The organism is Sphingobium sp. L-44 (assembly GCF_056859495.1).
On the sequence record NZ_JBSXOQ010000102.1, the window covers coordinates 1 to 23,459 of the forward strand.

Consider the following 23,459-nt stretch of genomic DNA (forward strand, 5'->3'; position numbering starts at 1 on the left):
GATTGCCGCCCTCCCATATCGGCGCCCGTAGGGCGGCACCACATAAAAGGGGCAGGAAAGCCTGCGAATAGCATCTGCTGGCATCGTACCGGATTTGTTCGCCCTTAGCGTGCAGATACGTCACTTTCGTGTAGTCACCCCATTATGGCGCCGATTGGCCTGATCCGTTGATCTGCCCCGTCGATTAGCGCGTCTGACACACGCTCTATCTGTCTGATCTGAACCAGGCGGCGGAAATCAAATATAGGATATCTATCGGATATCCTATAGCTATCTGGTATCGTTAGGATATCCGATCGAATTATCCATCCTGAAGCGGCGCCGGCCAGACGGGGGTATCATCCTCAGCATCGGGTCAAAAAAAACACCCGCACTAGCGTCGTTATCCATAGGATGATGAAATACAGGTGCAAGACGCGGTGTTAAATGGATGGCCTGCCCGTCCCATCACATGGCGTTGATCCGCGCGATCCACGAACCGGGCAGCGTGATGAACGGCGCCGTGTCGGCAATCATCCGACATGTTGGTTATGGGAACGACGTCGTCAATATCTGGCGCTTCATGATCGATGCGCTGGGCCAGAACGGCCGCCGCAAGCTGGCGGGAATCGCCGTTCGCATAAAATAGTATCTATAGACTACTAATAAGATATCTAGGTAGCTATCCGATAACTCATTGCTCGCGCTGCCGATCCAGCGCCGCCAGCGCCTGTTCCAGCACCGCGCCCAGCGGCAGGTTCATCGCATCGGCAATCCGGTACAGCTCTTCGATCGTCTCTTCTGTCGCCTTGATATTGATCTGCCGGTTGCGCCCGGTCACATGGCGGCGGGGCTGCCGGACGGGCTGCGGAGCCGCTGCCGACGGTGTGGGCGGCGGCGGGGCAGGGGAGGGCAGTGCCGTTTCACCTGTCTCTCTCGCTGTCTCACCGGCCTTTGCCGCGCCCGCCTTCCTGCTTGGAAAGCCGCTGCTTTGCGCGATTTTCTCGATTGCATCTGCGGGTACGGGCTTGGCGCTATTGTCCGATCCGAAATCGTCCAGATCGCCGAAGGGATTGGCCCTGCTCATCCTGCTACCTCATCCGTCTTCGCCGCGCTCTTGCGATTGGCGCGCAGCTGCTCGATCACTTCCACCGCAAACTGTTCGGCATTGGCGATCGCTTTGTCCAGATTGGACACGTCCCTGGGGTCCAGTTCCTCCAGCGTCTGGCGGAAGGAAAAGATCGCGCGAAACGCCTCGCGCTCATGTAGTTGCGTCGTGAACATCGGCACGCCCGCGTCGACCAGCCCGTCCTGGATATGCCCCATGGTCCGGGTGCGGATGATCGGGCTGGTCCGCGACAGCAACACGCCATAGGGCACGGCCCTGCCGGTCATCTTCTCATGCTGTTTCAGCACCCGGATCGCCCGGCTCGCCTGTTCCGCGTCCAGTTGCGACCCCTGCATCGGGATCACCACCAGATCGGCCTGGCTGACCGCCAGCAACACGATCTTGGCCGCCGTTCCTTCCAGATCGACGATGACGAAGGGCGTTTTCGCCGCAGCCTCTTCGATCCGGTCCAGAATATTATCCTCGTCGACATCGGCGACGATCGACAGATTGTCCGGCACCTGCGCATCGCGGCCCCAGGCGGCGATGGGATGATTGGGATCGGCGTCGATCACCGACACCTTGGCGCCACGCGCCAACTGGGACGCCAGAAGCAGGGCGGCGGTGGTTTTTCCGACGCCCCCCTTGGGGCTGATGAAAGCGATGGTAGGCATGGGATAACCATATAGCTATCGGATAGCATCAGGCAATCGGATAGCTATCTGGTATCCTTATGTGGTGGAACGGAAGACATAACGGTCTGGTGGACGTCAATGTCTCACTATTGTCCTTGCCATGCTCATCCGGGCAGATGCTTTGGGGCTGAGCATGGCAGGAAAGTCAGCGCGCCAGCTCTTCGGTGGCGAATGAACGGATATGGTTGCCGATGTCGGCCCGCTCGAGCGCCAGCGCCAGATTGGCCTCGACATAACCGGCCTTTGACCCGCAATCGAAGCGGCGACCGTCAAATGTGACGCCATGGAAAGGCTGCGTGCCGATCATCGACGCCATGGCATCGGTCAGCTGGATTTCGCCGCCTGCGCCCTTTTCCTGCGTTTCCAGGATCTTCATGACGTCGGGTTGCAGGATGTAGCGGCCCGGCAGGATCAGGTTGGACGGGGCGGTGCCGAGCTTTGGCTTTTCGACCAGGCCCTTCACCTCCGTCAGCGCGCCGTCGCGCGCGCCCGGATCGATCACGCCGTAACTGGGCGTCTGGTCCATCGGGATTTCCAGCGCACAGACGAGGTTGCCGCCGACCTTTTCATAGGCATCGACCATCTGCTTCATGCAGCCTTGCCCCGGCGCGCCCTTCATGAATTCGTCGGGCAGCAGGATGGCGAAGGGTTCATCGCCGATGATGTCGCGCGCGACCCAGATGGCATGGCCCAGGCCCAGCGGCTCCTGCTGGCGCAGGAACACCGCATTGCCCGGGTCGAGCCGCGTGCCTTCCAGCGCCGACAGATCCTTGCCGCGTTCACGCTGCGTCACTTCACATTCAAAGGCGATGTCGAAATAATCCTCGATCGCGCCCTTGCCGCGTCCGGTGACGAAGATCATCTGCTCGATCCCCGCCTCGCGTGCCTCGTCCACCGCATATTGGATCAGCGGACGGTCAACCACCGGCAGCAATTCCTTGGGAACGGCCTTCGTCGCTGGCAGAAACCGTGTGCCAAGTCCTGCAACAGGAAATATGGCTTTACGGATCGGTCGGCTACAATTTTTCATGAAATCCCCGAATTGGCAAATGGATCGCGACCCGCTCTTATTGGGTTAGCTGTGTAGGGTCCATAGTTACACGGGGCGAACGGAATATGCTGCCGGGCGTTGATCGGGGCAGGGACACTTCCCACCGTTATGGTTCGCTGCGACCTGCATATTCGTGCAGATTGCCGGCTCGACTTCACTGCGGAAAGCGGGTGGCTTTTCCGGTGCATTTGCGCTCTCGATTTCGGATGATCGTGGGGCAGGGGAGCAATAGCCAGATCGTCGCAGTTTTGGCATCGACCATTGATAATCGGATGAGGTGGATGGCTCCCGCTCACGGCATCTAAGTGCCAAGATGGGTTGCTGTCATGCAAACCCGAGCAAGGAACCATCCGCCATGGAGATTAGCACGATCGGCCTGGATTTGGCCAAGAACGTTTTTCAGGTTCATGGTATCAGCGCGACCGGTGAGGTTGTCCTTCGCAAGGCGCTGCGACGATCGCAGATGCTGCCGTTCTTCCAGAAACTGCCGCCCTGCCTAATAGGCGCAGAGGCCTGTGGGACATCGCATCATTGGGCGCGTGAATTGACTAGGCTGGGTCATGAGGTGCGGCTGATGCCAGCGGCTTATGTAAAACCGTATGTGAAGCGCGGTAAGAACGATGCCGCTGACGCCGAGGCGATCTGCGAAGCGGTCACACGTCAAACGATGCGGTTCGTGCCCATAAAGTCGCGCGAGCAGCAGGCGGCGCTGTCGCTGCACCGGGTGCGCAGTCTGTTGATCAAGCAGCGCACGCAGTTGGTCAACATGATGCGCAGTGTGCTCGCCGAGATGGGCATCGCCATCCCGGTCGGGATCGTGAAGGCACTGCAGATGGCGCGGGAAATCGTCAACGGGGAAGCCGAACTCGACTTGCCGGCCGAGGCGACCAACGTCGTCGCCTTGCTGGCAGAGCAACTGCTGCAGCTTCACACTCAGTTGCGCAAGCTCGACCTGCGTCTCGCCACCCTGCAGCGGAGTGACGACAGAGCCAAGCGTCTGGCCACGATCCCGGGTATAGGACCAATCGGCGCGACTGCGCTTGCCGCGTCGGTGACCGATCCAGGCCAGTTCTCGTCAGGGCGCCAGTTCGCCGCCTGGCTGGGGTTGACCCCGCGGCAGAGCTCGAGTGGCGGCAAGGATCGACTGGGGCGGATTACCAAGATGGGTGACAGATATCTACGGCAGCTCCTGGTTATCGGCGCAACCGCGCTGGTCCGATACGCCAGGGAGAAACCCGGCACTGTCGATCCGCGCTTTGTCGCTCTGCTCGCCAGAAAGCCCGCGCGCGTTGCCTCGGTCGCCATCGCTAACAAGATGGCGCGGATCGCATGGGCGCTCATGGCGCGTGGCGGAGTCTTCGAACGCGGGCATGCACCGATGCTGGCCGCAGCATAGGATCAAGAACTTAGCTGAAAGATCAGCTTCACGAGGTTGTGAGAGCGAAGGATGTGATGGCAAAACCGGTCGGACCGGGAACAAGGACAACCCAAGGACTGTCTTAGGCATAATAGCCTGCTAAGCCGATCGGATCTTGTTCGCGGACACCATCAGGGCCAGCAGTCTCACCGACTGCATCAACAGGCCGGACAGACGACTGCACCCGACCAAAGGCCAGATCATCACTTTATGCTTGCAACGCGGGAGCCATCCACAGATGCCAGTCCGCAATGGATGAACGGATCGCTTCAAGGGATAAGTCTGGGTGTTCCGCTGCGTTACGGGAGAAATTTCGACCTCACCGGAAAGCCTGCGCGCTCCCTGGAGCCTTTCGAAGCAGGCCGGAACAGCTGCCTTCGAAAGGCTCTAATACACTGCTGGCCGCCTTTTCAGCGCGGGATGGCGAGCAGGGCGGATACCGGCCCCGCCGTCAGGGTGAAGGCACAGTCGCCCTCCAGCAGCAGGCAGTCGCCCTTTTCCCATGCCAGACCATTGACCGTGCCCGCGCCGCTCAAGGGCGTGAACCACAGCAGCTTGCCATCGGGGACGGTGACGCTCTGGTCCTGCGTCCACTGGACGAGGTCCAGCGAGAAGGGGGCTTCATCGGCGCCGATCAGGCGGGCCTCGCTGCCGAGCGGCGCTTCGCTCAGGGCGCGGTCATAGGGGGTGAGGCGGCTGACCGCGACGCCGTCGTCCAGATGCAGTTCGCGCGGGCGGCCATAATCATAGAGACGATAGGTAACATCGACATTCTGCTGGATTTCAGCGAGCGTGATGCCCGCGCCGATCGCGTGGACGGTGCCCGCCGGGATGAAATAATAGTCGCCCGGCTTCACCGGTTTCCAGTCGATCCATTGTTCCAGCGATCCGTCCTGCGCAGCGGCGCGGAACTGGTCGGGTGTCATGGGGGCGGTGAGGCCGATGCCCAAAGTCGCGCCGGGTTCGCAGTCGAGGATGTACCAGATTTCCTCTTTCCCGCGCGGCAGGCCCTTTGCCAGCGCCTGCGCGTCGTTCGGATGCACCTGAATGGACAGGCGGTCGCTGGTGAAGATATATTTGACCAGCAGAGGCAGGTCGCGTCCATCGGCATTTTCGAACCAGACCTCGCCAATCTGTCGCCCCGCGCCGGCGGAAAAGATCGTGGGAAGGTCGACACGGCCCCACGGCTTTTCGACATAATGCGGCTCAAGCTTTTGCATCGACATGATAATCCATAGAGAAGGACGCGCGATTTCTCTTTGGTCAAGGCATCGCTGTCAACATAATCCCACGCAGATAGCGGCCATAGTCGGACTTTCCGTGCCGCGCGATCGCCCGTTCCATTTCGGCATCGCCGATGAAGCCCTGACGATAGGCGATTTCTTCGGGGCTGGCGATCTTGAAGCCCTGACGCTTTTCAAGGAGGCGAACGAAATCGGCGGCGTCGAGCAGGCTGTCGGGCGTGCCGGTGTCGAGCCAGGCATAGCCGCGGCCCATGATTTCGACGTTCAGTTCGCCGCGTTCCAGATACACCTTGTTCACGTCGGTGATTTCCAGCTCGCCGCGCGCCGAGGGTTTGAGGTTCGCGGCGATGTCCACAACCTGAGCGTCATAGAAATAGAGGCCGGTGACAGCCCAGTTGGACTGCGGCGTTTCCGGCTTTTCCTCAATCGATATCGCCCGCATGGCGCCGTCGAAGCTGACCACGCCATAACGTTCGGGATCGTTCACATGATAGGCGAAGACGCTCGCGCCGCTGGTCTGCGATGCCGCATGGGACAATATGTCGGGCAGGCCGTGGCCATGATAGATATTGTCGCCCAGGATCAGCGCCGATGGTTCATTGCCGACGAAATCCGCGCCGATGATATAGGCCTGCGCCAGCCCATCCGGGCTGGGCTGCTCGGCATAGTCTATGCTCATGCCCCAGGCCGAACCGTCACCGAGCAGCGAGCGGAAGGCGGGCAGGTCGCGTGGGGTGGAGATGATGAGGACTTCGCGGATCCCCGCCAGCATCAGCGTGCTGAGCGGATAATAGATCATCGGCTTGTCATAGACCGGCATCAGTTGCTTCGATATCGGCAAGGTCATCGGATAAAGCCGTGTGCCGCTGCCTCCGGCGAGAATGATCCCTTTCATGCGTGCAGTTCCCCCCTGAAAATCGATCAAAGCGCCATCGGTTGCAGCCGGTCCATCACGGCATCCAGCGACATGTGCCAGTCCGGCAGCGTGACGCCATGGACGCGGGCGATGAGGCCGCAGTTCAGGCGCGAATTGGCGGGCCGGGTGGCGAGCGTTGGATAATCGGCCGTGCCGATCGGCCGCACCAATGCCGTCGGGCCGCCGCGCGCGGCAGAGGCCGCGAAGATCGCCTGCGCGAAATCCGCCCAGCTGGCTTCGCCCGGCGCCGTCATGTGGAAGATACCGCGCAGCTCAGGGCTACTATCGGCTACCATATTGGTAGCCACCTGAAGGATAGCATCCGCGATGGCAAGCGCACTGGTCGGATTGCCGACCTGATCGCCCACCACGCCAAGGGCGTCGCGGTCGCCCGCGAGGCGCAACATGGTCTTGACGAAATTGACGCCGAACGGGCTGTAGACCCACGCCACGCGCAGCACCGCGCTATCGTCATGGCCGTCCAGCACCGCTTGTTCGCCCGCCAGTTTCGACGCGCCATAGACGCCGGTGGGGCCGGTCGGATCGCTTTCCACATAAGGGCGGTCCAGCGTCCCGTCGAACACATAGTCGGTCGAGATATGGATGAGCGGCACGCCCAGCGCCTTGGCCGCCTGCGCCACCGCGCCCGGTCCTGCGCCGTTGACGGCGAAAGCCAGATCGCTCTCGCTCTCCGCCTTGTCGACGGCGGTGTAAGCGGCGGCCGAGACGATCGCGTCGGGCGCCGTCGCCGACAATGCGCGCACGACCGAGGCCGGGTCGGCAAGGTCGAGATCGGGGCGGCCGATCGCGATCACCTCATGCCCGGCGGCCATGCCGCGTTCGATGAGGCTCGTGACGACCTGCCCGGCTGTGCCGGTGACGGCGATCTTCATGCAGGCACCTTCGCGTCGGTCTTGTCGAGGCCGAGGCGCTGGCCGTCATATTGTTCACGCAGCGGCTGCCACCACCACTCGTTGGCCAGATACCAGCGCACGGTCTTTTCGATGCCGCTGTCGAAATTCTCCTGCGCCTTCCAGCCCAGTTCGTTCTCAAGGCGGGTCGCGTCGATCGCATAGCGGGCGTCATGGCCCGGACGATCGGTGACATATTCGATCAGCTCGGCACGCGGGCTGTCTGTCGGCACCAGTGCGTCCAGCACGGCGCAGATGCGCAGCACCACGTCGATATTCCTGCGCTCGTTACGGCCGCCGACATTATAGGTTTCACCCGGCTCGCCCCGTTCGATGATGATGTCCAGCGCGCGGGCATGATCGTCGACATAGAGCCAGTCGCGGATATTCTCACCCTTGCCATAGACCGGCAGAGGACGGCCAGCGAGCGCGTTGAGGATCGTCAGCGGAATGAGCTTTTCGGGGAAGTGATACGGCCCGTAATTGTTCGAGCAGTTGGATATCACGACCGGCAGGCCATAGGTGCGAGCCCAAGCCTTGGCGAGGTGATCGGACGCGGCCTTCGACGCCGAATAGGGCGAGGAGGGGTCATAGGGCGTGGTTTCCTCGAACAGGCCCTCGTCGCCCAGCGAGCCATAGACTTCGTCGGTCGAGACGTGGAGGAAGCGGAAGGCCGCCTTGGCGTCGCCTTCCAGGCCGTTCCAATAGGCACGCGCGGCCTCCAGCAGGGTGAAGCTGCCCACCACATTGGTCTGGATAAAATCGGCCGCGCCGGTGATCGAGCGGTCGACATGGCTTTCGGCGGCCAGATGCATGATGCGGTCGGGCTGGAAGCCCGCGATCGCCGCGTCCATCGCCGCACGGTCGCAGATATTGGCGTGCAGGAACTGGTGGGTGTTCCTGCCTTCGACTTGCCTAAGCGACGCTTCGCAGCCGGCATAGGTCAGCGCGTCGATGGTGAGGACATCATAGCCCTTTTCCAGCACCAGATAGCGGACGAGGGCAGAACCGATGAAGCCGGCGCCGCCGGTAACGATTACGCGCATGGGTCAGTTACTCCAGCTGAAACAGGCCGGGAGTTCGGATAATAGCGGTTGCTTGCGATCTTTGGAGGAAAGCGTGTCCGGATCGGCGACATCGGGCCACTGGATGCCGATCGCCGGATCGTCCCAGGCCAGGCCCTTGTCACATTCCGGGCTGTAATAGCTGCCGGTCACCTTGTAGCAGATGACAGTATCGGGTTCGATCGAGCAGAAGCCATGTGCGAAGCCCGGCGGGACCCAGAGCTGCTTGCCATTTTCAGGCGTCAGCGTTTCGCCGATCCACTGGCCATAGGTGGGCGATCCGGCGCGAATATCGACCGCCACGTCGAACAGCGCGCCCGCGGTGCAGCGCACCAGCTTGCCCTGAGTATGAGGTTCGCTCTGGAAATGCAGGCCGCGGATCGTGCCGGCCCGCGCGCTGCGCGATTCATTGTCCTGTACGAAGCTGTAGTCGCCGATATGCCTGGCGAAGATATCCGCGCGGAATGTTTCCGCGAAATAGCCTCGATCATCGCCGATATGGCGGGGGATGATCAGCGCGATCCCTTGCACATCGTAAATTCGAATTTCCATATGCCCCTTCCGCCAGAACGTTGATAACAGGATATGCAGACTGAAATAATCTTGGAATCTATGTCTGGCCCGGCGGGCGATAGGATTGCTGCGTCCTATGCAATGGCATCATTGGCATAATATTGCTCGGATGATGTCCATCGTGCCGTAATATTTTCAGCTCAAACCTAACCCATGGCGGTTGGCCATGAAATAACTCTACTCGATAAGCGTCACAACGTCCGTTTACGCTTCGTCGGATGCCTGCTAGGGCTTCAGGCGCATATGTCTCATCGTCAACAATCCCGCTTCGCCAAATTCAAAACCACGCTCCATGGGTGGCATAATGCCGGCTTGGGAACAGAAGGTTTGCGACTGTTCAATCCGCCGGCCCTTGGGCTTGAGCGGAGGGAAGAGAATGAACGAATCATTCGCGGCGCTTGCAACACCGCCTATCTGGGCCAGAATACAGCTCTGTGCCGTGTCCTTGGTCGCTACAAGGCCTATGTGGACACGACCGACATAGGTCTTTCCAGCCATCTGATGCTTGATGGCTATTGGGAAATGTGGGTCACCGAAACCATTGCGGATCTGGTCCGCCCCGGCATGGTGGTCGCCGACATCGGCGCCAATATCGGATATTTCACGCTGCTGATGGCCGAACTGGTGGGCCCCACGGGGCGCGTCCATGCCTTTGAACCCAACCCCAGGCTTGCCGAACTGGTGAACAAAAGCCTGATGGTCAATGGTTTTTCCCGTCATGCGACGATGCATCAGACCGCCCTTGGCGACCAGAATGATCATTCCATGATGCTGGTTGTGCCACGCGATACGCCCATGAACGCCTATATCCTGCCCATGGGCAGCGAAGGTCACCCGGACGGTGTCGAAGTGCCGGTCGCTCGTCTGGACAGTCGTGACGACTGGCGCGACATCGAAATGGCCAAGATCGACGTCGAAGGCGCAGAAGAAATCATCTGGGCCGGTGCCCAGGGACTGCTCGACAGCGGCAAGCTGCGGACCGTGGTGCTGGAATTCAATGCACATCGTTACCACGACCCTGTCGATTTTCTGAACCGCTTGTCCGTCGCACATGGCTTTGCTCTTCATCACCTGACGCTCAGAAACGGCGTGGTCCCGACCGATATGGACTATATTCTCAGTCATTCCGGGCCTGAAGACATCATGCTGGTACTCAAGCGGTAAGCTGGCCATGCGTGAAATCGATCCCTTCGATTACTGGGAAAGTCATGCCAGTGCGATCGAGGGGCTGGGTGGGTCGGAACGATCGCCAGATCCCCGTTACTGCTTTCACACCCGCTATCATGAAGTGCGGGAGGGGCGGGCCGGCTTCGTCCTGAAACTGAACGGGGTTCGCGCCAAATTCGGCGAGATATCGATACGGGTCCATGCCTGGAAACCGGATGGTGATGGGAATATCAGCCTGGTTTCCGGCGCACGGCTGCTGTTGCAGTCGGAAAATGACGCCCAGTTGGAACTGCCGGTGCGGTTCGCTTCCCGGCAGGGCGTCCTCTATTCGCTTTATGGATATTTGTCCGAGGATTCAGACGTGAGCGCGCAAGGACTTCAGGTTCTGATCGACGAACCCGAAGATAATGGGGATGTCTATCCCGAACCGCCGCAGTCGATACTGGCCATGAACCGGCAACCGTCGGAGGCTCGTCCGGCCAATGCCCTGACGCATCAGGGCCGACTGGTTGCAGATGCGCCTGTGTCGCAAAGCTGCACCTACAGCCAGGTCGCGGCGCTTGGACTTGACGGCCTGGACGCGGACAGTGCGATCGCGCGATGGAGCGAGCGCATATGTCTGAATGCGCTGGGCAGTTATGGCGTATTTCATTCCGGGCTTGAAGGGCTGGTCGTTGGCACCGGCGCCAGCGATGAAGGCGACTATGCGCAAAGTCTCGACCGTTTCGCCACGGTCGTACGGCGGCCGCCAGGCCCGCCGCCATCGCGCAAGAGCGACGAATTTTTCGATTTCATGCTGATTACCAACGCCATCGGCCGTGGCGACAATGCCCGCAGCCGATGGGAAGAGGCGGAAGACTGGCTGACGCGACTGAAAATCGGTGGCCTGGGTGTTCTGGCCCTGCGCTATCGTCCCGACAGCGGTCTCATCAGCAGCAAGAGCGCATCGGACGGCCCCACATTGTCCCGCAACGAAATCGGGCAATGGACATTGCGGCTGATCGGCAATGGCTATTCCGTTGCGCCGCTGGCATTTGCGCCATCTGCCGATCTGCTGGTCGATCATCAGGAACTTGCGGGTTTCGTCCTTATCATACAAAGGCTGTAACCATGAACGCTGGCCGCCCCGACAGGCTTGACCAATCTTCCGGCAGCGCTGGCGACCAGCGGTCGCGCCTCGACATCCTGTTTTCGGGGCTGGCGAAACAGGGACTGGTCATCAACGCACTGGCCTTGCGCGAATTGCAGCAACGCTACGGACGCGCGAATATCGGTTATCTGTGGGTGATCGTCGAACCCCTGATGCTCGCTTCCGTCGTGACGATGATCCACTCCTTCGTCAGCCATGGTGCGCCTGCGGGGGATATCAGCCCCTTTACCTTCACGCTCACCGGCTACACGATCTTCATCATCTTTCGGAACTCGTTCACGCGCTCCGACGGCGTTCTGCACCAATATTCCTCGCTGCTTTATCACAACATGATAACGCCGTTTGACATCATGCTGGCCAAATCGATCGTGGAAACGATCGGCTGCATATCGGCGCTGGCGGTGCTGCAAACATTTGGCGTCATTCTGGGCATAGCCCAGTTTCCGGCCAGGCCGATCTATCTGATCGGCGCGATCATGCTGTTTTCCTGGTGGTCTTTCGCCTGGTGTCTGCTGGCAGCGGCCTATACTTTTCATTCGCCCTTTCTGGAACGCCTGGTCCATCCGGCGTCCTATTTCGCCATGCCATTGAGCGGCGCGTTCTTCACCGTATCGCTGCTGCCGGCCTGGGCCAGACCCTATGTGACCTGGAATCCCATGGTTCCGGTCTTCGAACTGGCGCGATATGGGCAATTTGTATCGTCGCCCGATCGTTATACCCAGGTCGGTTTTGTAGTAGCCGCAAATTGCTTTTTCACTTACTGGGGGCTGTTGGCGATCCGGCGTGTGCGCAGGGATATCCATGTCGCATGACGGCACACCATCTTATCTAGAGCGGAGCATTCCTTCTTGCACGGCGTGATACACCCCCAGAATAATGGGATGCAGGGCGAAGCGGGCAGCACGAGCGCCCGGCTCAAGGCTGCGGCCTACGCCAACCGTTTCTTTTTGTGCATCGTGATTTTGCCGACGCTGATTGCGGCGGCCTATCTCTATCTGGTCGCGTCCGATCAATATGAATCCAGCACGGATTTCGTGATCCGCCATGCAGAAGCGACGGCGAACAGCGGCAATATGGGGCAGCTGTTCGGCATCAGCCTGGGCTCGTCCTCCACCATTTCCGAATCCTTCATCGTCGAAAAATATCTCCTGTCGCATGATGCGGTTGCGATGCTGCGCCGTGAAGATGATCTGGTCCGTCGCTTTCGACCCGCAGGCGTCGACTGGTTCAGCCGGCTATGGTCCGCAGACCCCACGCCCGAACGCCTGCTCAAATATTACAAGAAGCAGGTCGAAATCGAGCAGGACGAAACCAGCGGCATCACCCATCTTACCGTTCACAGCTTCCGGCCCGAGGATTCCTACGCCCTGACGTCCAAATTGCTGCGGATGGGTGAGCAGCAGATCAACGAAATCAACAAGCGCACCTATCGCGATCAGGTGGCGTCGGCAAAGCATGACCTGAATGAAGCGGCCAGTCAGCTCGGTGCGATACAGGCGCGGCTGACCGGCTTTCGCAAAAGCCGCGACGATGTCGACCCGGAAGGAACCGGGCGCGCGCAATTGACCCTGGTGACCAATCTGACCGCCAGCCTGGTACAGGCGCGGGCGCAACTGCGCGCGGTCGGACAGGCCGTGAGCCATAGCAGCCCGCAATATATCGCGCTTCAGCGTCAGGTGCAGGCACTGGAGGCCCAGATTGCAGGCCAGTCGTCGCAGCTGACCAATACCGACAATTCGGTCGCAAGCCGCCTTGGCGATTATGAGCAGCTGGTGATCGAACGGGAGGAAGCCGCCAAGCTTCACGCCGCCACCGCCGCGCAATATGCTCAGGCCGTTGCAGAGGCGAAGCGCAAGCAACTCTATCTGGTCCGTGTCGTGGAACCCAATCGCCCGGTCAAATCCCAGTTCCCGGAGCGCGGCAAGATGGTGCTGACCATCTTTGCATCGCTGTTCTTCGCCTATGCCATCGGATGGTTGCTGTGGGCCGGGGTCAAGGAACATAGCATCTGACCCGGGGCGGGCACCTCGGTCAGAATGATGCCGCCATCCGGCGGCCCGGACGTGGTGCCCTATATTCCGTTACCATGATCCTCGTCGCCTTGCTGGCGCTGGTCATGGTAACGATATTTGTCGCTGGCATAGGATTTGGTCCCGATCCGGGTCGGGCGGCGACCATACCTTCGCTGGATCCGGCGAAGCATCGCTATGTTCGGCACATCTATACGAACAAGGCCGTCTATGCGCCCGGCGCACGGGGAAGGTTGCTGGTGACCCTGGCCAATCCGGGGGCGGATGACCGGACGGTGCAGGTCGTCGCGACCATTCACCGGAACACACAGATCCTTGACGAAATCACGAACAAGGCGACGATCGGAGGATCGGGAAACGTCTTGGTGGACATGGATTTTGTCGCGCCGTCGGATGGTGGCGAACGGGGCTATCGCGTCGCCGTCACGGTCAAGGATGCAGGCGGCAGGGTTCTCGACGTGGCGGCCTCCGCCATTGATGTGCAGAACAGCCCGCTGAATGCCCGCTTCCCGCGTCAATGCTGGATATCGCATTGGGATGGCAAGGTGGATGCGGCGTCGCTGATAGACAGCCAGATCGCCTGGCATTGCAACACGGTGCAAAGCTATGCCAGCTATTATCGACCCGAACTGGCGCCGCCACCGGCATTGGACAGCTGGCTATCGCTGTCCAACCTGAAGGTCAGCCGCAGCGTGATCCGTGACGTGATCGATGCCGCCCATGCTGCGAACATGCCGGTCGGATTTTTCCAGGCCACCGGCGAAGCCTATTCAGACTGGCCCAAGCAGAAGGTCAGGCCGTCCCTGTCCTGGGGCTCTTTCCGCAACCGGTGCGGATTGACCGGGCGCTGCGACGCGGACGATATGGATCAGATGCCTCAATCGCCCGACAATTGGCGGCAATATGGATGGCAGGCCGATCATCTCGACTTTTTCGACCCATGCAATCCGGAATGGCAGAATTTCCTTCTGACCCGCTCCATCGCGCCGATGCTGGCCCAGTTCGATTATGATTTCTGGCAGGCCGATACGGTCGGCGCCCCGGTGCAGCCGACTTTCGACAGCAAGGGGGCTTCGCTTGACACCGTGCGCTGTCTGTCGACTTTTACCAGTGGGGCGGCCAAGCGTCTGAAAAAGCCCGCCATCCTGAACAATGTGTCGGGATGGGGAATGACGGATGCGGCGGGGAAGGGGACGCAGCCCTATCTCTATCGGGAAACATGGGACTTCGACACGCCCTATTATCCGGGTCTGAATGGGGTGATCGCGGCCATCATGGCCGACATGGGCCATCGCGATCCGCGCGCCATCGTTCAGCCTGGCTATATCAATCGTACGCTGGCGCAGAAATGCGAAACCGGCGCCCGCAAGAACGGATGTGTCGTGAACCCGCCGGCGGCGTTGCTGGCGACGGCCATGTTTGCAATAGCGGGATCGACCTGGATGAACCATCCGGATGAAGGCTGCATCATGACCAACGTCTTTGTCGAGGGCTATCATCTGCCCTGTTCGAAGGCGTTGGTGGATGGGCTTTTATCCTACAAGGCTTTTGAGGTCGGTTATCAGAACCTGCTGCGCGATGGTGTCCGGGACAGCGAACGGCCCTGTCAGATGATGTCCGGCGGCACCGGCGCGTCGATCGGCGCTGCCGGGCAGGTCTATCTGTTGGGCAAGACCATGCCGCAGTTCCAGATATGCCATCTGCTCAATCTGACGGGATTGCCATCCAATGCATGGAGCGACCTTGACGGCACGATGCCGGCGCCAAAGGCGATCGGTCCCGCGACGATGAAACTCTATTATTCAGGCGCGCCGGTTCGCCATGGCCGCAACCGGCTCTGGTGGGCCTCGCCCGATCATGACAATGGCGCCACGCAATTGCTGGACTATGGGACGGGCACCGACCAGGGTGGCAATTATGTGTCCTTCACCCTGCCGGCACTGAATTATTGGGACATGGTGGTGCTGGAACGGGACGATCATTCGCCTGCATCCTAGAACGCGCTGCGTTAATTGGGACGCAGCTCGCGCGCTCCAAGCTTTTGTTGTCGCATCGTTTTAGGCGCAAAACCGCTTCCCACTTTTGCGCACGATGCTCCAGAACATTCCGAAGCGAGCTGTAACAGCCGGCGGTTCGCAGAATGCGGAAAACAAAGGACAATCAAAGCAGACTATTTCGTCTGCGGGCCCGGACATTGCGCCAGATCGAAGGAACGGATCGACCGGGCCGCTGCGATCGCAGCGAAACCCGCTCCAGAGCGCTGCGGCGTTGGATGACAATCTCCGGCGCTGTCGATCATGCGGTTCGCGATGGCGGGGAAATCAGGGCAGTCCAAGCTTGTCATAGACGGTGCGCAGGCTCTGGAAGAAATGCGCATCGGTGAATTTGGCCGCCTGTGCGGGTGCCGCCGCGCTCAGCCGATCGTGCAGGGCCTGGTCATGGTCGATCCGGCGAATGGCGTCCGCAATGGCATCCGTGCTGTAGGGATCGACTTGAAGACCGGCATCGCCAACGACTTCGGGCAAGGATGCGGCATTGGAAGCGATGACCGGCGTGCCCAGCTGGATAGCCTCCAGCGCCGGGAGGCCAAAGCCTTCATAGATGGATGGGAACAGCACGGCGCGTGCGGCACGGACCAACCGGAACAACATGTCGCGGGGCAGATATTGCAGGATGATGACGGGCCGGTCAGGCTTGCGGCCATAAATGGTGCCATCGGCTCCCAGGGCGCCCATCGTGCCGTCCATGCCCCAATTGCGCGACGTAATGACCACCAGGGGGCGCTTGCTGTCTGACAGAAGATAACCGTCGATGATGCGCGCGACATTCTTCTTGGGATCCTGCGCGCCGAAGAAGAGATAGAATCCCTTGGGCGGAAGGCCGAAAATACGTTCGACGATCGCGCAGTCCTCTTCAGTTGAAGAGGCCGCGACATCTGCGGGCAACGGGCTGGACTGATAGGTGTTGGTTATCTTGTCATCGGCAATGTCGAACATGTCGACGATATCGCGCCGACTGGCTTCGGACACCGTCAGGATATGGTCGCCATGGGCGATGCAGCCCCGGATCAGCCGGGCATAATATGCCTTGTCGTCCAGCGTCATATGCGGGAATTTGAGCGGGACGAGGTCGTGCAGCGTATAGATGTTGCGGCTGCCCGCCATGCGAACGGGAACCGGATAGGTCCAGTGCATGACCGCCGGCGGGTTCGGCATGGTGATGGTCGTAAAGCGGCGCAGGTACATGAAGCGGGCGCGCGCGATTTCAAACATCAGGGGCGCGGTCCAGACGGACGAAAAATCCGGCCAGCGATGGACGAAATCACGCTTGTCGACCCGGTCGGTCAGCGGCACCTGCGTCAGCGCAAGCGCCCTGTGGTTCCACATGACCGACCGCTTGACCCGCTTCTTGGTCTTCTTTTCCTGCCGGCCATGGCCGAACTGGTCGAAAAACTGCGTTTCGGTCATCTGCGGGTCGGTTCCCGGATCAAGCCCGAAAACGCCTTCGATCTGATGCCCCTGCCCGGTCAGGATCGTCGCCAGCGATGATCCATAGGTGGCGACGCCCGTGCCCTTGGGAATGGCGAGGTTATGACCGTCTATGCCTATCCGCATCGATCTTACTGGGTCGCGAAGCGGACGCCCAGCGCCGGGCTGAACAACATATTGACCAGAGACACGAATTTCTGCGTCAGGTTCGACGGGCTGTTCGCGTACAGGATGACGTCCTTGTCCTGCATCTGGAACATCTGCGCCACAAAATAGGTCTGCGGATTCATCATGTCTATGTGATAGATTACGGGGCGCGCCGCTTCGCCATCCGCCGATTTTTCCAGTCGGAACAGGTAGACGCCACGGGCATCGGCACGACTGTCGGCAGGCCCGGTGGAACGGGCGATGGCCTGGGCCAGTGTCAGGCGCATTGCGTCGAAGGGGACTTCGGAAACCTTGTCCGTGGCCCCGAATACGGTGATGCTCTTGCGTTCCTTGCGGATCTCGATCCTGTCGCCGGGCCGGATCTGGATATTCGCCTGGTCCTCGGCTCGCAGATCGGCCAGGCGCAGGGTCGTAGAAACGTCACCTCTGGTAAAATAGAGTTCCGCATCATTGACGTCTATCGCGATCCCACCGGCCAGGGCGATCATGTCGAGCAGGCGTTCATGAGCGCTGGTCAGGCGGTAACGGCCCGATTTCACGACAGTGCCTGAAATATAGGCCGTGTTGTTCACGCTTGCGTCGATCGCAACCTGGACCTGCGGGCTTTGCGAATATTGGCTCAGGCGGGCGCGGATGCGTTCGGCCAGATCTTCGGGGTAGGAACCACCGGCCTCCATGCGGCCGATATAGGGCAGGGTGATGCTGCCATCTTCGCGTACGCTGGCCGTTATATTATGCGCCGCCGACGTTCCGGCTCCCGCAGCGACCGATGCTGCCGAAATCGCTCCGGCTCCGCCGAACAGGCTGACGCCCGCTTCATATACGGAAATGACGAGTTCGTCGCCGGCAACGACCATATCCGAACGGGGTGGCACAGACGTATTGGCAAAAGCTGCCATCCGCACCAGCCCGGTTTCATTGCGGGGGGGAATGGTGGCTGCGACCGCCGCATCCAGTTCGACGATGCTGTAATTCAGCGTGTTCTGCGGACCGGTGCTGGCCTTGACGATATTACGGCTCGTGGGCGCGTTGATCGGCAAGGACTGGCAGCCGCCAAGCGCGACCGCAGTCAGGGCGAACAAACTGCCCAGATATGGCGACCGCGAGCCGGCTGCGGGCCTTTGCACCTTTGCCAGAAAGTCGAATAACGGGTTTTCACGCCAATCACTGAAGCTCATATGCGGGCTGTGCCAACACAGGGGCAGGAGAGCAAGCGCTATTCCATGGTCGGGTGCATAGAATTGTCGCGTATCAGCGCTCCTGACATATGCCCGGGCCGGTGTCGAAACGATATCTTCGTCGCGGGCGCCGCCGCATGGCGGGGCGCTTGTCCTTCAAAGGGACCATATGGCCGAGAAAGCCTGATATCAGGCGGGTGAACGGCCTCTTCGCACTTGCGGCATAGCCATGTCTCTCTATAGACGATTATCATTATGATCGAATTTCATAACGTATTTAAGGAATATAGTACGCGAGGCCTGACGCGTCGTGTTTTTAACGATCTGTCGTTCAGGATCGATCAGGGTGAAAGTCTGGCAATCTGCGGCGCCAACGGCGCGGGCAAGTCCACATTGTTGCGGCTGATATCCGGCGTGGAATTTCCGTCGCGCGGCAAAGTGGAGCGCAGCATGAGCTGTTCCTGGCCGATCGGCTTTTCCAGTGCTTTCCAGATGACGATGACGGGCGCCGACAATGCCAGGTTCATCGCCCGCATATATCAGCGCGACGAACGGGAAGTGCTGGATTATGTCGAAGATTTCGCTCAGCTTGGTGTATATATAGATCAGCCGGTGAAGACCTATTCTTCCGGCATGGTTTCCAGGCTTGCCTTTGGCATTTCTCTGGCAATTTCTTTCGACTGTTATCTTGTGGACGAAGTGGCTGCTGCTGGTGACGTGCGGTTCCGCAGACGTTCAGAAGAAGAATTGATGGCGCGCCGAGACAAGGGCACGTTGATCATGACGTCGCATGACCCCTACATGCTTGAACAATATTGCACGCGTGGTGCAGTTCTTTATAGCGGCGCTCTGGTATTTTTTGATACGGTCGCAGAAGCCTGTGAAGTACATCATGCTCTGCAAATGCGGCAAACTTGAATCTGAAGCCAAATCGGGTCGAACGATATTCGGTCATATATTCGCAAAATGTGAGGAATAGTGTGGTAAGAAGTGTTCGCGGCCTCAATTTGTCCCTGCGTTTTGCCGAGGGGAAAAAGAAACTGATGATCCGCCAGGCTCGCGAGGCACAACGTCGTTGCGACTGGGGCGCAGCTGCAAAGCTCTGGCGCCAGGTCGTGGACTTCGCGCCACGCGAAACCGGTGCCTGGATTCAGTTGGGCAACATGCTCAATGAACTGGAACGGCGGGCGGACGCTATCGACGCTTTTCGCCGTGCGGCTGAACTGGATCCGACCCTGGCCCATGCGCCTGCGGGGATTGCGGGGGTTCATGAACGCGATGGCCGTTGGGGCGACGCCGGTCAGGCCTGGATAGAAACCATAAAACTGCTGTCACAGAATATTTCACATGGTAAAAATGATGATAAGGAATTGGCGCGGGCCTTCGCTCATGCAGCAATGGCTGTGCGCAATACCGTTACGTCGTCACAGGCCAAACATATCCTCGAGGAAATGATGCAAACATATACGGCTCTGGAAAAGCATCCCGACGATTTGGCGATACGGGCCACTTTGCTTCCGCCGGGCCGTTCGGACATGAGCGCGGCGTTCCTGCATGATTTTCTGGCGCTTCTTTCCTCGATCGACCACAAGACGCTGGAATCCGAGCCGGGTGTCAAGAACGGAGATCTGTTCCAGGCGCTGGTGGAAATCGGGCCGTATCTGGAACATGGCAAGACCAATGCGGAATTTCTGCGCGTCGCGGTGGACCTGTATGAAAACAACCGCCTGTGGTTTGAAACGATGCGCCTGGCCGAATGGCAGGCCGAACTGGAATCCGACGAGCCCGAACATCTGGTACGGGCTTTCCGCGCTGCATCGGCAGGCCGCAAGATCGTCGATGCCCGCCGCCTGGCCCGCCGCCATGCTCGCGAGACGGGCGATCTGATCCTCATCCACCAGCTGGCCGAACTATATGACAATGCCCGGCTGCCCAACCGGGCGCGCCTGCTCTATCGCTTCCTGAAGCGCCGCTGGCCCCATAGCCGCTGGCATAGCTGCCGCTATATCGTGTCGACGGCGGCGACACGGTCGCTGGCCCATGCCGACTATCTGGTGCAGCGCGAACTGGTGGCCGGCCATGACGACCACGAACTGGAACAGGCCTATTTCCGCGCCGCCTTCAGCGCCGGCCATTATGATGAGGCGCATCGTCGTCTGGCCTATTATCTGACGCAGCATGACGATGAAGATGCCGAAGTCCTGCTTGGCTATGTGCTCGCCAATGCCCGCGGCCTGAACGAAGCGTCCGATCATTTCTACGAACTGGCCTCGCGTCGCAAGCAGCAGCTTGGCGCGATGATCGGCACGGTGCATATGGCGATGCGCAAGCGCGACCTGCCTCTGGTGCTGGCGCGCTGGCATGAAATTTCCATCGTCCATCCCACCTTTGCCGGTGCGGATATCGAAAAGGCGCGCTGCGCCTATGACATGGGCGATGTGGAAGGTGCGCTGCGCATCTGCCGGGATCATCTGCGCGTATCCGGCAATGACCTGGGGATGAGCGAATTCTACGCCTGGCTGCTGACCATGAATGGCAGCTATGAAGAAGCGCTGCCCGCCATTTCCACGATATTGGCCACGTCGGGACCGAACTGGCAGGCCGTGGACATGCATATCATATGCAGCAGCCAGCTGGGTACGCTGGACGATGACTGGGCAAAGATCAGCGCGATCATCCCGAAATCGGATTCCAGCGAAGCCATTTCGCGCTTTTACCATGTGATCCGTATTCTGATCGCCGTGGGTCGTCGCGATCTGGCGATCAAGACGTTGCTCGGCCCCGACGTGCCGATCGAACAGATGTCCTGGGCGGCCCCTTATCTGAAAAATTCCCTGCATCAGCCGCCTGTCCTGTCCATGTCGGACATGCAGATGAAGATGATGGAACGGCGCTGGAGCGTTACGGCGGACAAAACCCGTTCGGACTATTCCGATTGCCTGGATGCGATGTCCGATGATGCGGTCGATGCGCTTCTGGGGCATCGTTCGGGCAATCTGCCCAAGGTGCATGTCATCAACAAGTTCGAACAGCCCCGTGGTGGCAGCGAACTGCATGCGCTGGATCTGGCCGATCAGATCGGGCGTTACACCAACGTGTCGCTGTGGGCGCCGGAAATGCCGCATCCCGAATTTACGGCGCGCAAGAAGGTCAGCCATATCGATCCCACGACCGGCACATTCCCGCGCGGCGGCGTGCTCGTATTCGTCGGCATCTATTTCGAAATCGCGCAATGGATCAGCCACGTAAAGCCTGATCGGATCATCTTCCTGTACAATACGTTCGAAGCGCCTTCGCTGTTCGCTAGGATCGAGGAAGCCTGGCAGCGCACCGGCGTGCGCCCCGAACTGCTCTACTGCTCGGACATCATGGGCCATGAAACCGGGCTGCGTGGCCGGTTCGAACCGTCTCCTACCGATCTGGACATGTTCAGCCCCGTTACCACGCCGCGCCCGGCCAATCGTCCTTTCACGCTGGGCCGCCACAGCCGTGACGTCCCGGAAAAACATGGACGCGAAGACTGGAAAATCTACCGCCAGGTGGCCGATCTGGGCGGGGAAAGCGTCATTCTGGGCGGCAGCTGCATGACCGGCGCCTTCCCGCAGATCAATGGCATGAAGTTGCTGAAGGCCAGAAGCACCGGGATTCCCGACTTCTTGCATGGCCTCGATGCCTATTTCTATCGCACCTCGACATGGATCGAACCCTGGGGCCGCGTGGTCATAGAAGCCATGGCGTGCGGCCTGCCGGTGCTGGCGGATTCGGTTGGTGGCTATGCCCAGGCGATCAAGCATGAAGTGAACGGGCTGCTCTTCGACAGCACCGAAGAAGCGGTGCGTCTGGTCCGCCGACTGGCGCAGGAACCCGAACTCTGTTTGCGGTTGGGGCATGAAGCCCGCAAATCCGTATGCGATTTGCTCAGCTCCTCGGAACTAAAACGCATGATAGCGTTTTATCTGTTGGACAGCAGTTTTATCACCACGCAGTCGGCCGCCAACTGAAGACAATATGCCCGCGCCATGTAAGAATGTGGCGCGGGCTAATATTAAAAAACAATAAAATAATATATAGTCAAATCAGTTCTATATTTTTCATAATATATGTAATTGAGAGGTGTCGAATTTATGTATCATAATGATAAATTCAATGTATCCCACAGAGATTTAAATTATGATATAAACCTATGCTCGTCGAATAATATGGATACCGTATTTAATACGGTTCGGGATCATGGCATAGACAAATATGAAGAGCCATTTACCAACATAATCATTGAAATCCTGAAGATTAATCCGGGAATTTTCATGGATGTTGGCGCGAATACCGGTTTATATTCCTTAATCGCTGCGGCCGTTGATGAATCCATCGAAGTTCTGGCTTTCGAACCGTTGGATTCCGTCAGAGAATTGTTGGATATCAACATCAATCTGAACCCGCATCTAGCTTCCCGGATCAAGGTGGAACCTTTCGCCCTGTCCCAGAAGAAAGGAACGTTTCAGTTTTACGAAACGATCAATAAATTCGAATTCATCTCTACCAGTTCGTCGCTTGAAAAGCGGCATGCTGCGGAAGTGGGCGATTCCTACGTCGAACGCAAAATCAAGACGTGCAAGCTCAACGACTATCTGAAAAAAGTAGGCGAAGCGCCGATATCTTTTATAAAGATAGATGTCGAAGGACATGAACATGCCGTCATATCCGGTGGTCGGAAATTTTTTGCTGAAAAACGACCGATATTTTCAGTAGAAATTCTTGCTAATTCTGAAAAGGAAACGATAAATAACTTCGTGAAAGAAGAAAATTATCTGACTTTTTCCATGAACCGCAAGTCATTGCGTCAATGTAGCAAGGTCGAATTCTTCTCCGATGCATGGAATCATCTGGTGGTTCCTGCGGAAAAGATCAATCAGATATTCCAGCTGTGCCGGGCGCTGGATCTGCGCATAGATATTTACCCATAGGTCGAAAGAAGCGGGGGATGGTCATGGCCATCTGCTCAACGCTCCTGCTCTGTCGGTATATGGATAGCGTCTCGACAATGAGCATCATTTCTGTGCAATTCATATTTGAATAAGTCATTGATTATAAAGGAAAATATGGCGATATGCGATCGCATCGATCGCCATGTTCCAAAAAAGACAAGCGTTTTCAGTATGTTGAAAAACATAAAATGAAAGCATCTGTCCAACTCGCTGTCTCATTAGAGCGATTTTCGATCTGATTGGATCGCCCGATCCAAGTTTTTCATTTGCCGCGATGTCCTAACCAGCGATCCGCCCCGATCGCTGGCAAATCGCTCTAACAGCGCGCTCCGCTTATA

The 23,459-nt window shown here is 58.9% G+C and carries 20 protein-coding genes; 10 read left to right on the forward strand and 10 right to left on the reverse strand.

What is annotated here, in order from left to right:
- The first annotated feature begins 451 nt into the window (after positions 1 to 451).
- The gene (locus AC13EK_RS16215; protein ID WP_277788702.1) at positions 452 to 628 is read left to right on the forward strand and encodes a hypothetical protein; all 177 of its coding nucleotides are present in this window, start codon (positions 452 to 454) and stop codon (positions 626 to 628) included.
- A gap of 45 nt (positions 629 to 673) precedes the next feature.
- On the opposite strand, the gene AC13EK_RS16220 is transcribed toward AC13EK_RS16215, so the two are convergent.
- The 3 genes from AC13EK_RS16220 to AC13EK_RS16230 form a co-directional block, all read right to left on the reverse strand.
- Positions 674 to 1,066, reverse strand: a complete 393-nt coding sequence (locus AC13EK_RS16220; RefSeq protein WP_277788701.1) for a hypothetical protein — start codon at positions 1,064 to 1,066, stop codon at positions 674 to 676.
- Positions 1,063 to 1,761, reverse strand: a complete 699-nt coding sequence (locus AC13EK_RS16225; protein WP_277788700.1) for a ParA family protein — start codon at positions 1,759 to 1,761, stop codon at positions 1,063 to 1,065. The genes AC13EK_RS16220 and AC13EK_RS16225 overlap by 4 nt, the downstream gene beginning before the upstream one ends.
- Positions 1,762 to 1,927: 166 nt before the next feature.
- On the reverse strand, positions 1,928 to 2,812 hold the full coding sequence (locus tag AC13EK_RS16230; protein ID WP_277788699.1) for a UTP--glucose-1-phosphate uridylyltransferase: 885 nt from the start codon (positions 2,810 to 2,812) through the stop codon (positions 1,928 to 1,930).
- A gap of 376 nt (positions 2,813 to 3,188) precedes the next feature.
- Between AC13EK_RS16230 and AC13EK_RS16235 the strand changes: the two genes are divergently transcribed.
- Entirely contained in the window at positions 3,189 to 4,229 is a 1,041-nt protein-coding gene (locus tag AC13EK_RS16235) for an IS110 family RNA-guided transposase (RefSeq protein ID WP_277788720.1), read from the forward strand.
- 431 nt (positions 4,230 to 4,660) lie between these two features.
- On the opposite strand, the gene AC13EK_RS16240 is transcribed toward AC13EK_RS16235, so the two are convergent.
- Genes AC13EK_RS16240 through rfbC form a run of 5 tightly spaced genes read right to left on the reverse strand, consistent with a single transcriptional unit; the run spans position 4,661 to position 8,937 of the window.
- Positions 4,661 to 5,476, reverse strand: a complete 816-nt coding sequence (locus AC13EK_RS16240) for a class I mannose-6-phosphate isomerase (RefSeq protein ID WP_277788642.1) — start codon at positions 5,474 to 5,476, stop codon at positions 4,661 to 4,663.
- Between the two features lie 37 nt (positions 5,477 to 5,513).
- Positions 5,514 to 6,389, reverse strand: coding sequence for a glucose-1-phosphate thymidylyltransferase RfbA (rfbA, locus tag AC13EK_RS16245; protein ID WP_277788643.1), 876 nt, complete (start codon positions 6,387 to 6,389; stop codon positions 5,514 to 5,516).
- A gap of 26 nt (positions 6,390 to 6,415) precedes the next feature.
- Positions 6,416 to 7,303 (reverse strand): dTDP-4-dehydrorhamnose reductase, encoded by an 888-nt coding sequence (gene rfbD / locus AC13EK_RS16250; RefSeq protein ID WP_277788644.1) that lies wholly within the window; start codon positions 7,301 to 7,303, stop codon positions 6,416 to 6,418.
- Positions 7,300 to 8,367: a dTDP-glucose 4,6-dehydratase gene (gene rfbB, locus AC13EK_RS16255; protein ID WP_277788645.1), complete on the reverse strand. Its 1,068-nt coding sequence runs from the start codon at positions 8,365 to 8,367 to the stop codon at positions 7,300 to 7,302. Before rfbB ends, rfbD begins: the two co-directional genes overlap by 4 nt.
- 3 nt (positions 8,368 to 8,370) lie before the next feature.
- Positions 8,371 to 8,937, reverse strand: a complete 567-nt coding sequence (gene rfbC / locus AC13EK_RS16260; protein WP_277788646.1) for a dTDP-4-dehydrorhamnose 3,5-epimerase — start codon at positions 8,935 to 8,937, stop codon at positions 8,371 to 8,373.
- Between the two features lie 174 nt (positions 8,938 to 9,111).
- On the opposite strand from rfbC, the gene AC13EK_RS16265 reads away from it, so the two are divergent.
- The 5 genes from AC13EK_RS16265 (at position 9,112) to AC13EK_RS16285 (ending at position 15,302) form a co-directional block, all read left to right on the forward strand.
- Complete coding sequence (locus AC13EK_RS16265) at positions 9,112 to 10,122, forward strand: FkbM family methyltransferase (protein ID WP_483022271.1); 1,011 nt, start codon at positions 9,112 to 9,114, stop codon at positions 10,120 to 10,122.
- A 7-nt stretch (positions 10,123 to 10,129) separates the two neighbouring features.
- Positions 10,130 to 11,233 carry a hypothetical protein gene (locus AC13EK_RS16270; protein ID WP_277788648.1) on the forward strand — a complete coding sequence of 368 codons (1,104 nt, stop codon included), beginning with the start codon at positions 10,130 to 10,132 and terminating at the stop codon, positions 11,231 to 11,233.
- A gap of 2 nt (positions 11,234 to 11,235) precedes the next feature.
- On the forward strand, positions 11,236 to 12,087 hold the full coding sequence (locus tag AC13EK_RS16275) for an ABC transporter permease (RefSeq protein WP_277788649.1): 852 nt from the start codon (positions 11,236 to 11,238) through the stop codon (positions 12,085 to 12,087).
- Positions 12,088 to 12,156: 69 nt separating this feature from the next.
- Positions 12,157 to 13,287, forward strand: coding sequence for a KpsE/RkpR family capsule polysaccharide export protein (locus AC13EK_RS16280; protein ID WP_277788650.1), 1,131 nt, complete (start codon positions 12,157 to 12,159; stop codon positions 13,285 to 13,287).
- A 74-nt stretch (positions 13,288 to 13,361) separates the two neighbouring features.
- Complete coding sequence (locus AC13EK_RS16285) at positions 13,362 to 15,302, forward strand: glycoside hydrolase family 66 protein (RefSeq protein WP_277788651.1); 1,941 nt, start codon at positions 13,362 to 13,364, stop codon at positions 15,300 to 15,302.
- Between the two features lie 324 nt (positions 15,303 to 15,626).
- Here the strand turns inward: AC13EK_RS16285 and AC13EK_RS16290 are convergent, their stop codons facing one another.
- Positions 15,627 to 16,919 carry a glycosyltransferase family 4 protein gene (locus tag AC13EK_RS16290; protein ID WP_277788652.1) on the reverse strand — a complete coding sequence of 431 codons (1,293 nt, stop codon included), beginning with the start codon at positions 16,917 to 16,919 and terminating at the stop codon, positions 15,627 to 15,629.
- A 5-nt stretch (positions 16,920 to 16,924) separates the two neighbouring features.
- Positions 16,925 to 18,139, reverse strand: a complete 1,215-nt coding sequence (locus tag AC13EK_RS16295) for a polysaccharide biosynthesis/export family protein (protein ID WP_483022272.1) — start codon at positions 18,137 to 18,139, stop codon at positions 16,925 to 16,927.
- Between the two features lie 255 nt (positions 18,140 to 18,394).
- Here AC13EK_RS16295 and AC13EK_RS16300 point away from each other — a divergent pair, with 255 nt between their 5' ends.
- From AC13EK_RS16300 to AC13EK_RS16310, 3 genes are all read left to right on the forward strand, one after another.
- A complete protein-coding gene (locus AC13EK_RS16300) occupies positions 18,395 to 19,057 on the forward strand; it encodes an ABC transporter ATP-binding protein (RefSeq protein ID WP_277788654.1) in 663 nt (220 codons plus the stop codon).
- A gap of 617 nt (positions 19,058 to 19,674) precedes the next feature.
- Positions 19,675 to 22,140, forward strand: a complete 2,466-nt coding sequence (locus AC13EK_RS16305; RefSeq protein WP_277788655.1) for a glycosyltransferase — start codon at positions 19,675 to 19,677, stop codon at positions 22,138 to 22,140.
- Between the two features lie 198 nt (positions 22,141 to 22,338).
- On the forward strand, positions 22,339 to 23,100 hold the full coding sequence (locus AC13EK_RS16310; RefSeq protein WP_277788656.1) for an FkbM family methyltransferase: 762 nt from the start codon (positions 22,339 to 22,341) through the stop codon (positions 23,098 to 23,100).
- The last annotated feature ends 359 nt before the right edge of the window (positions 23,101 to 23,459 follow it).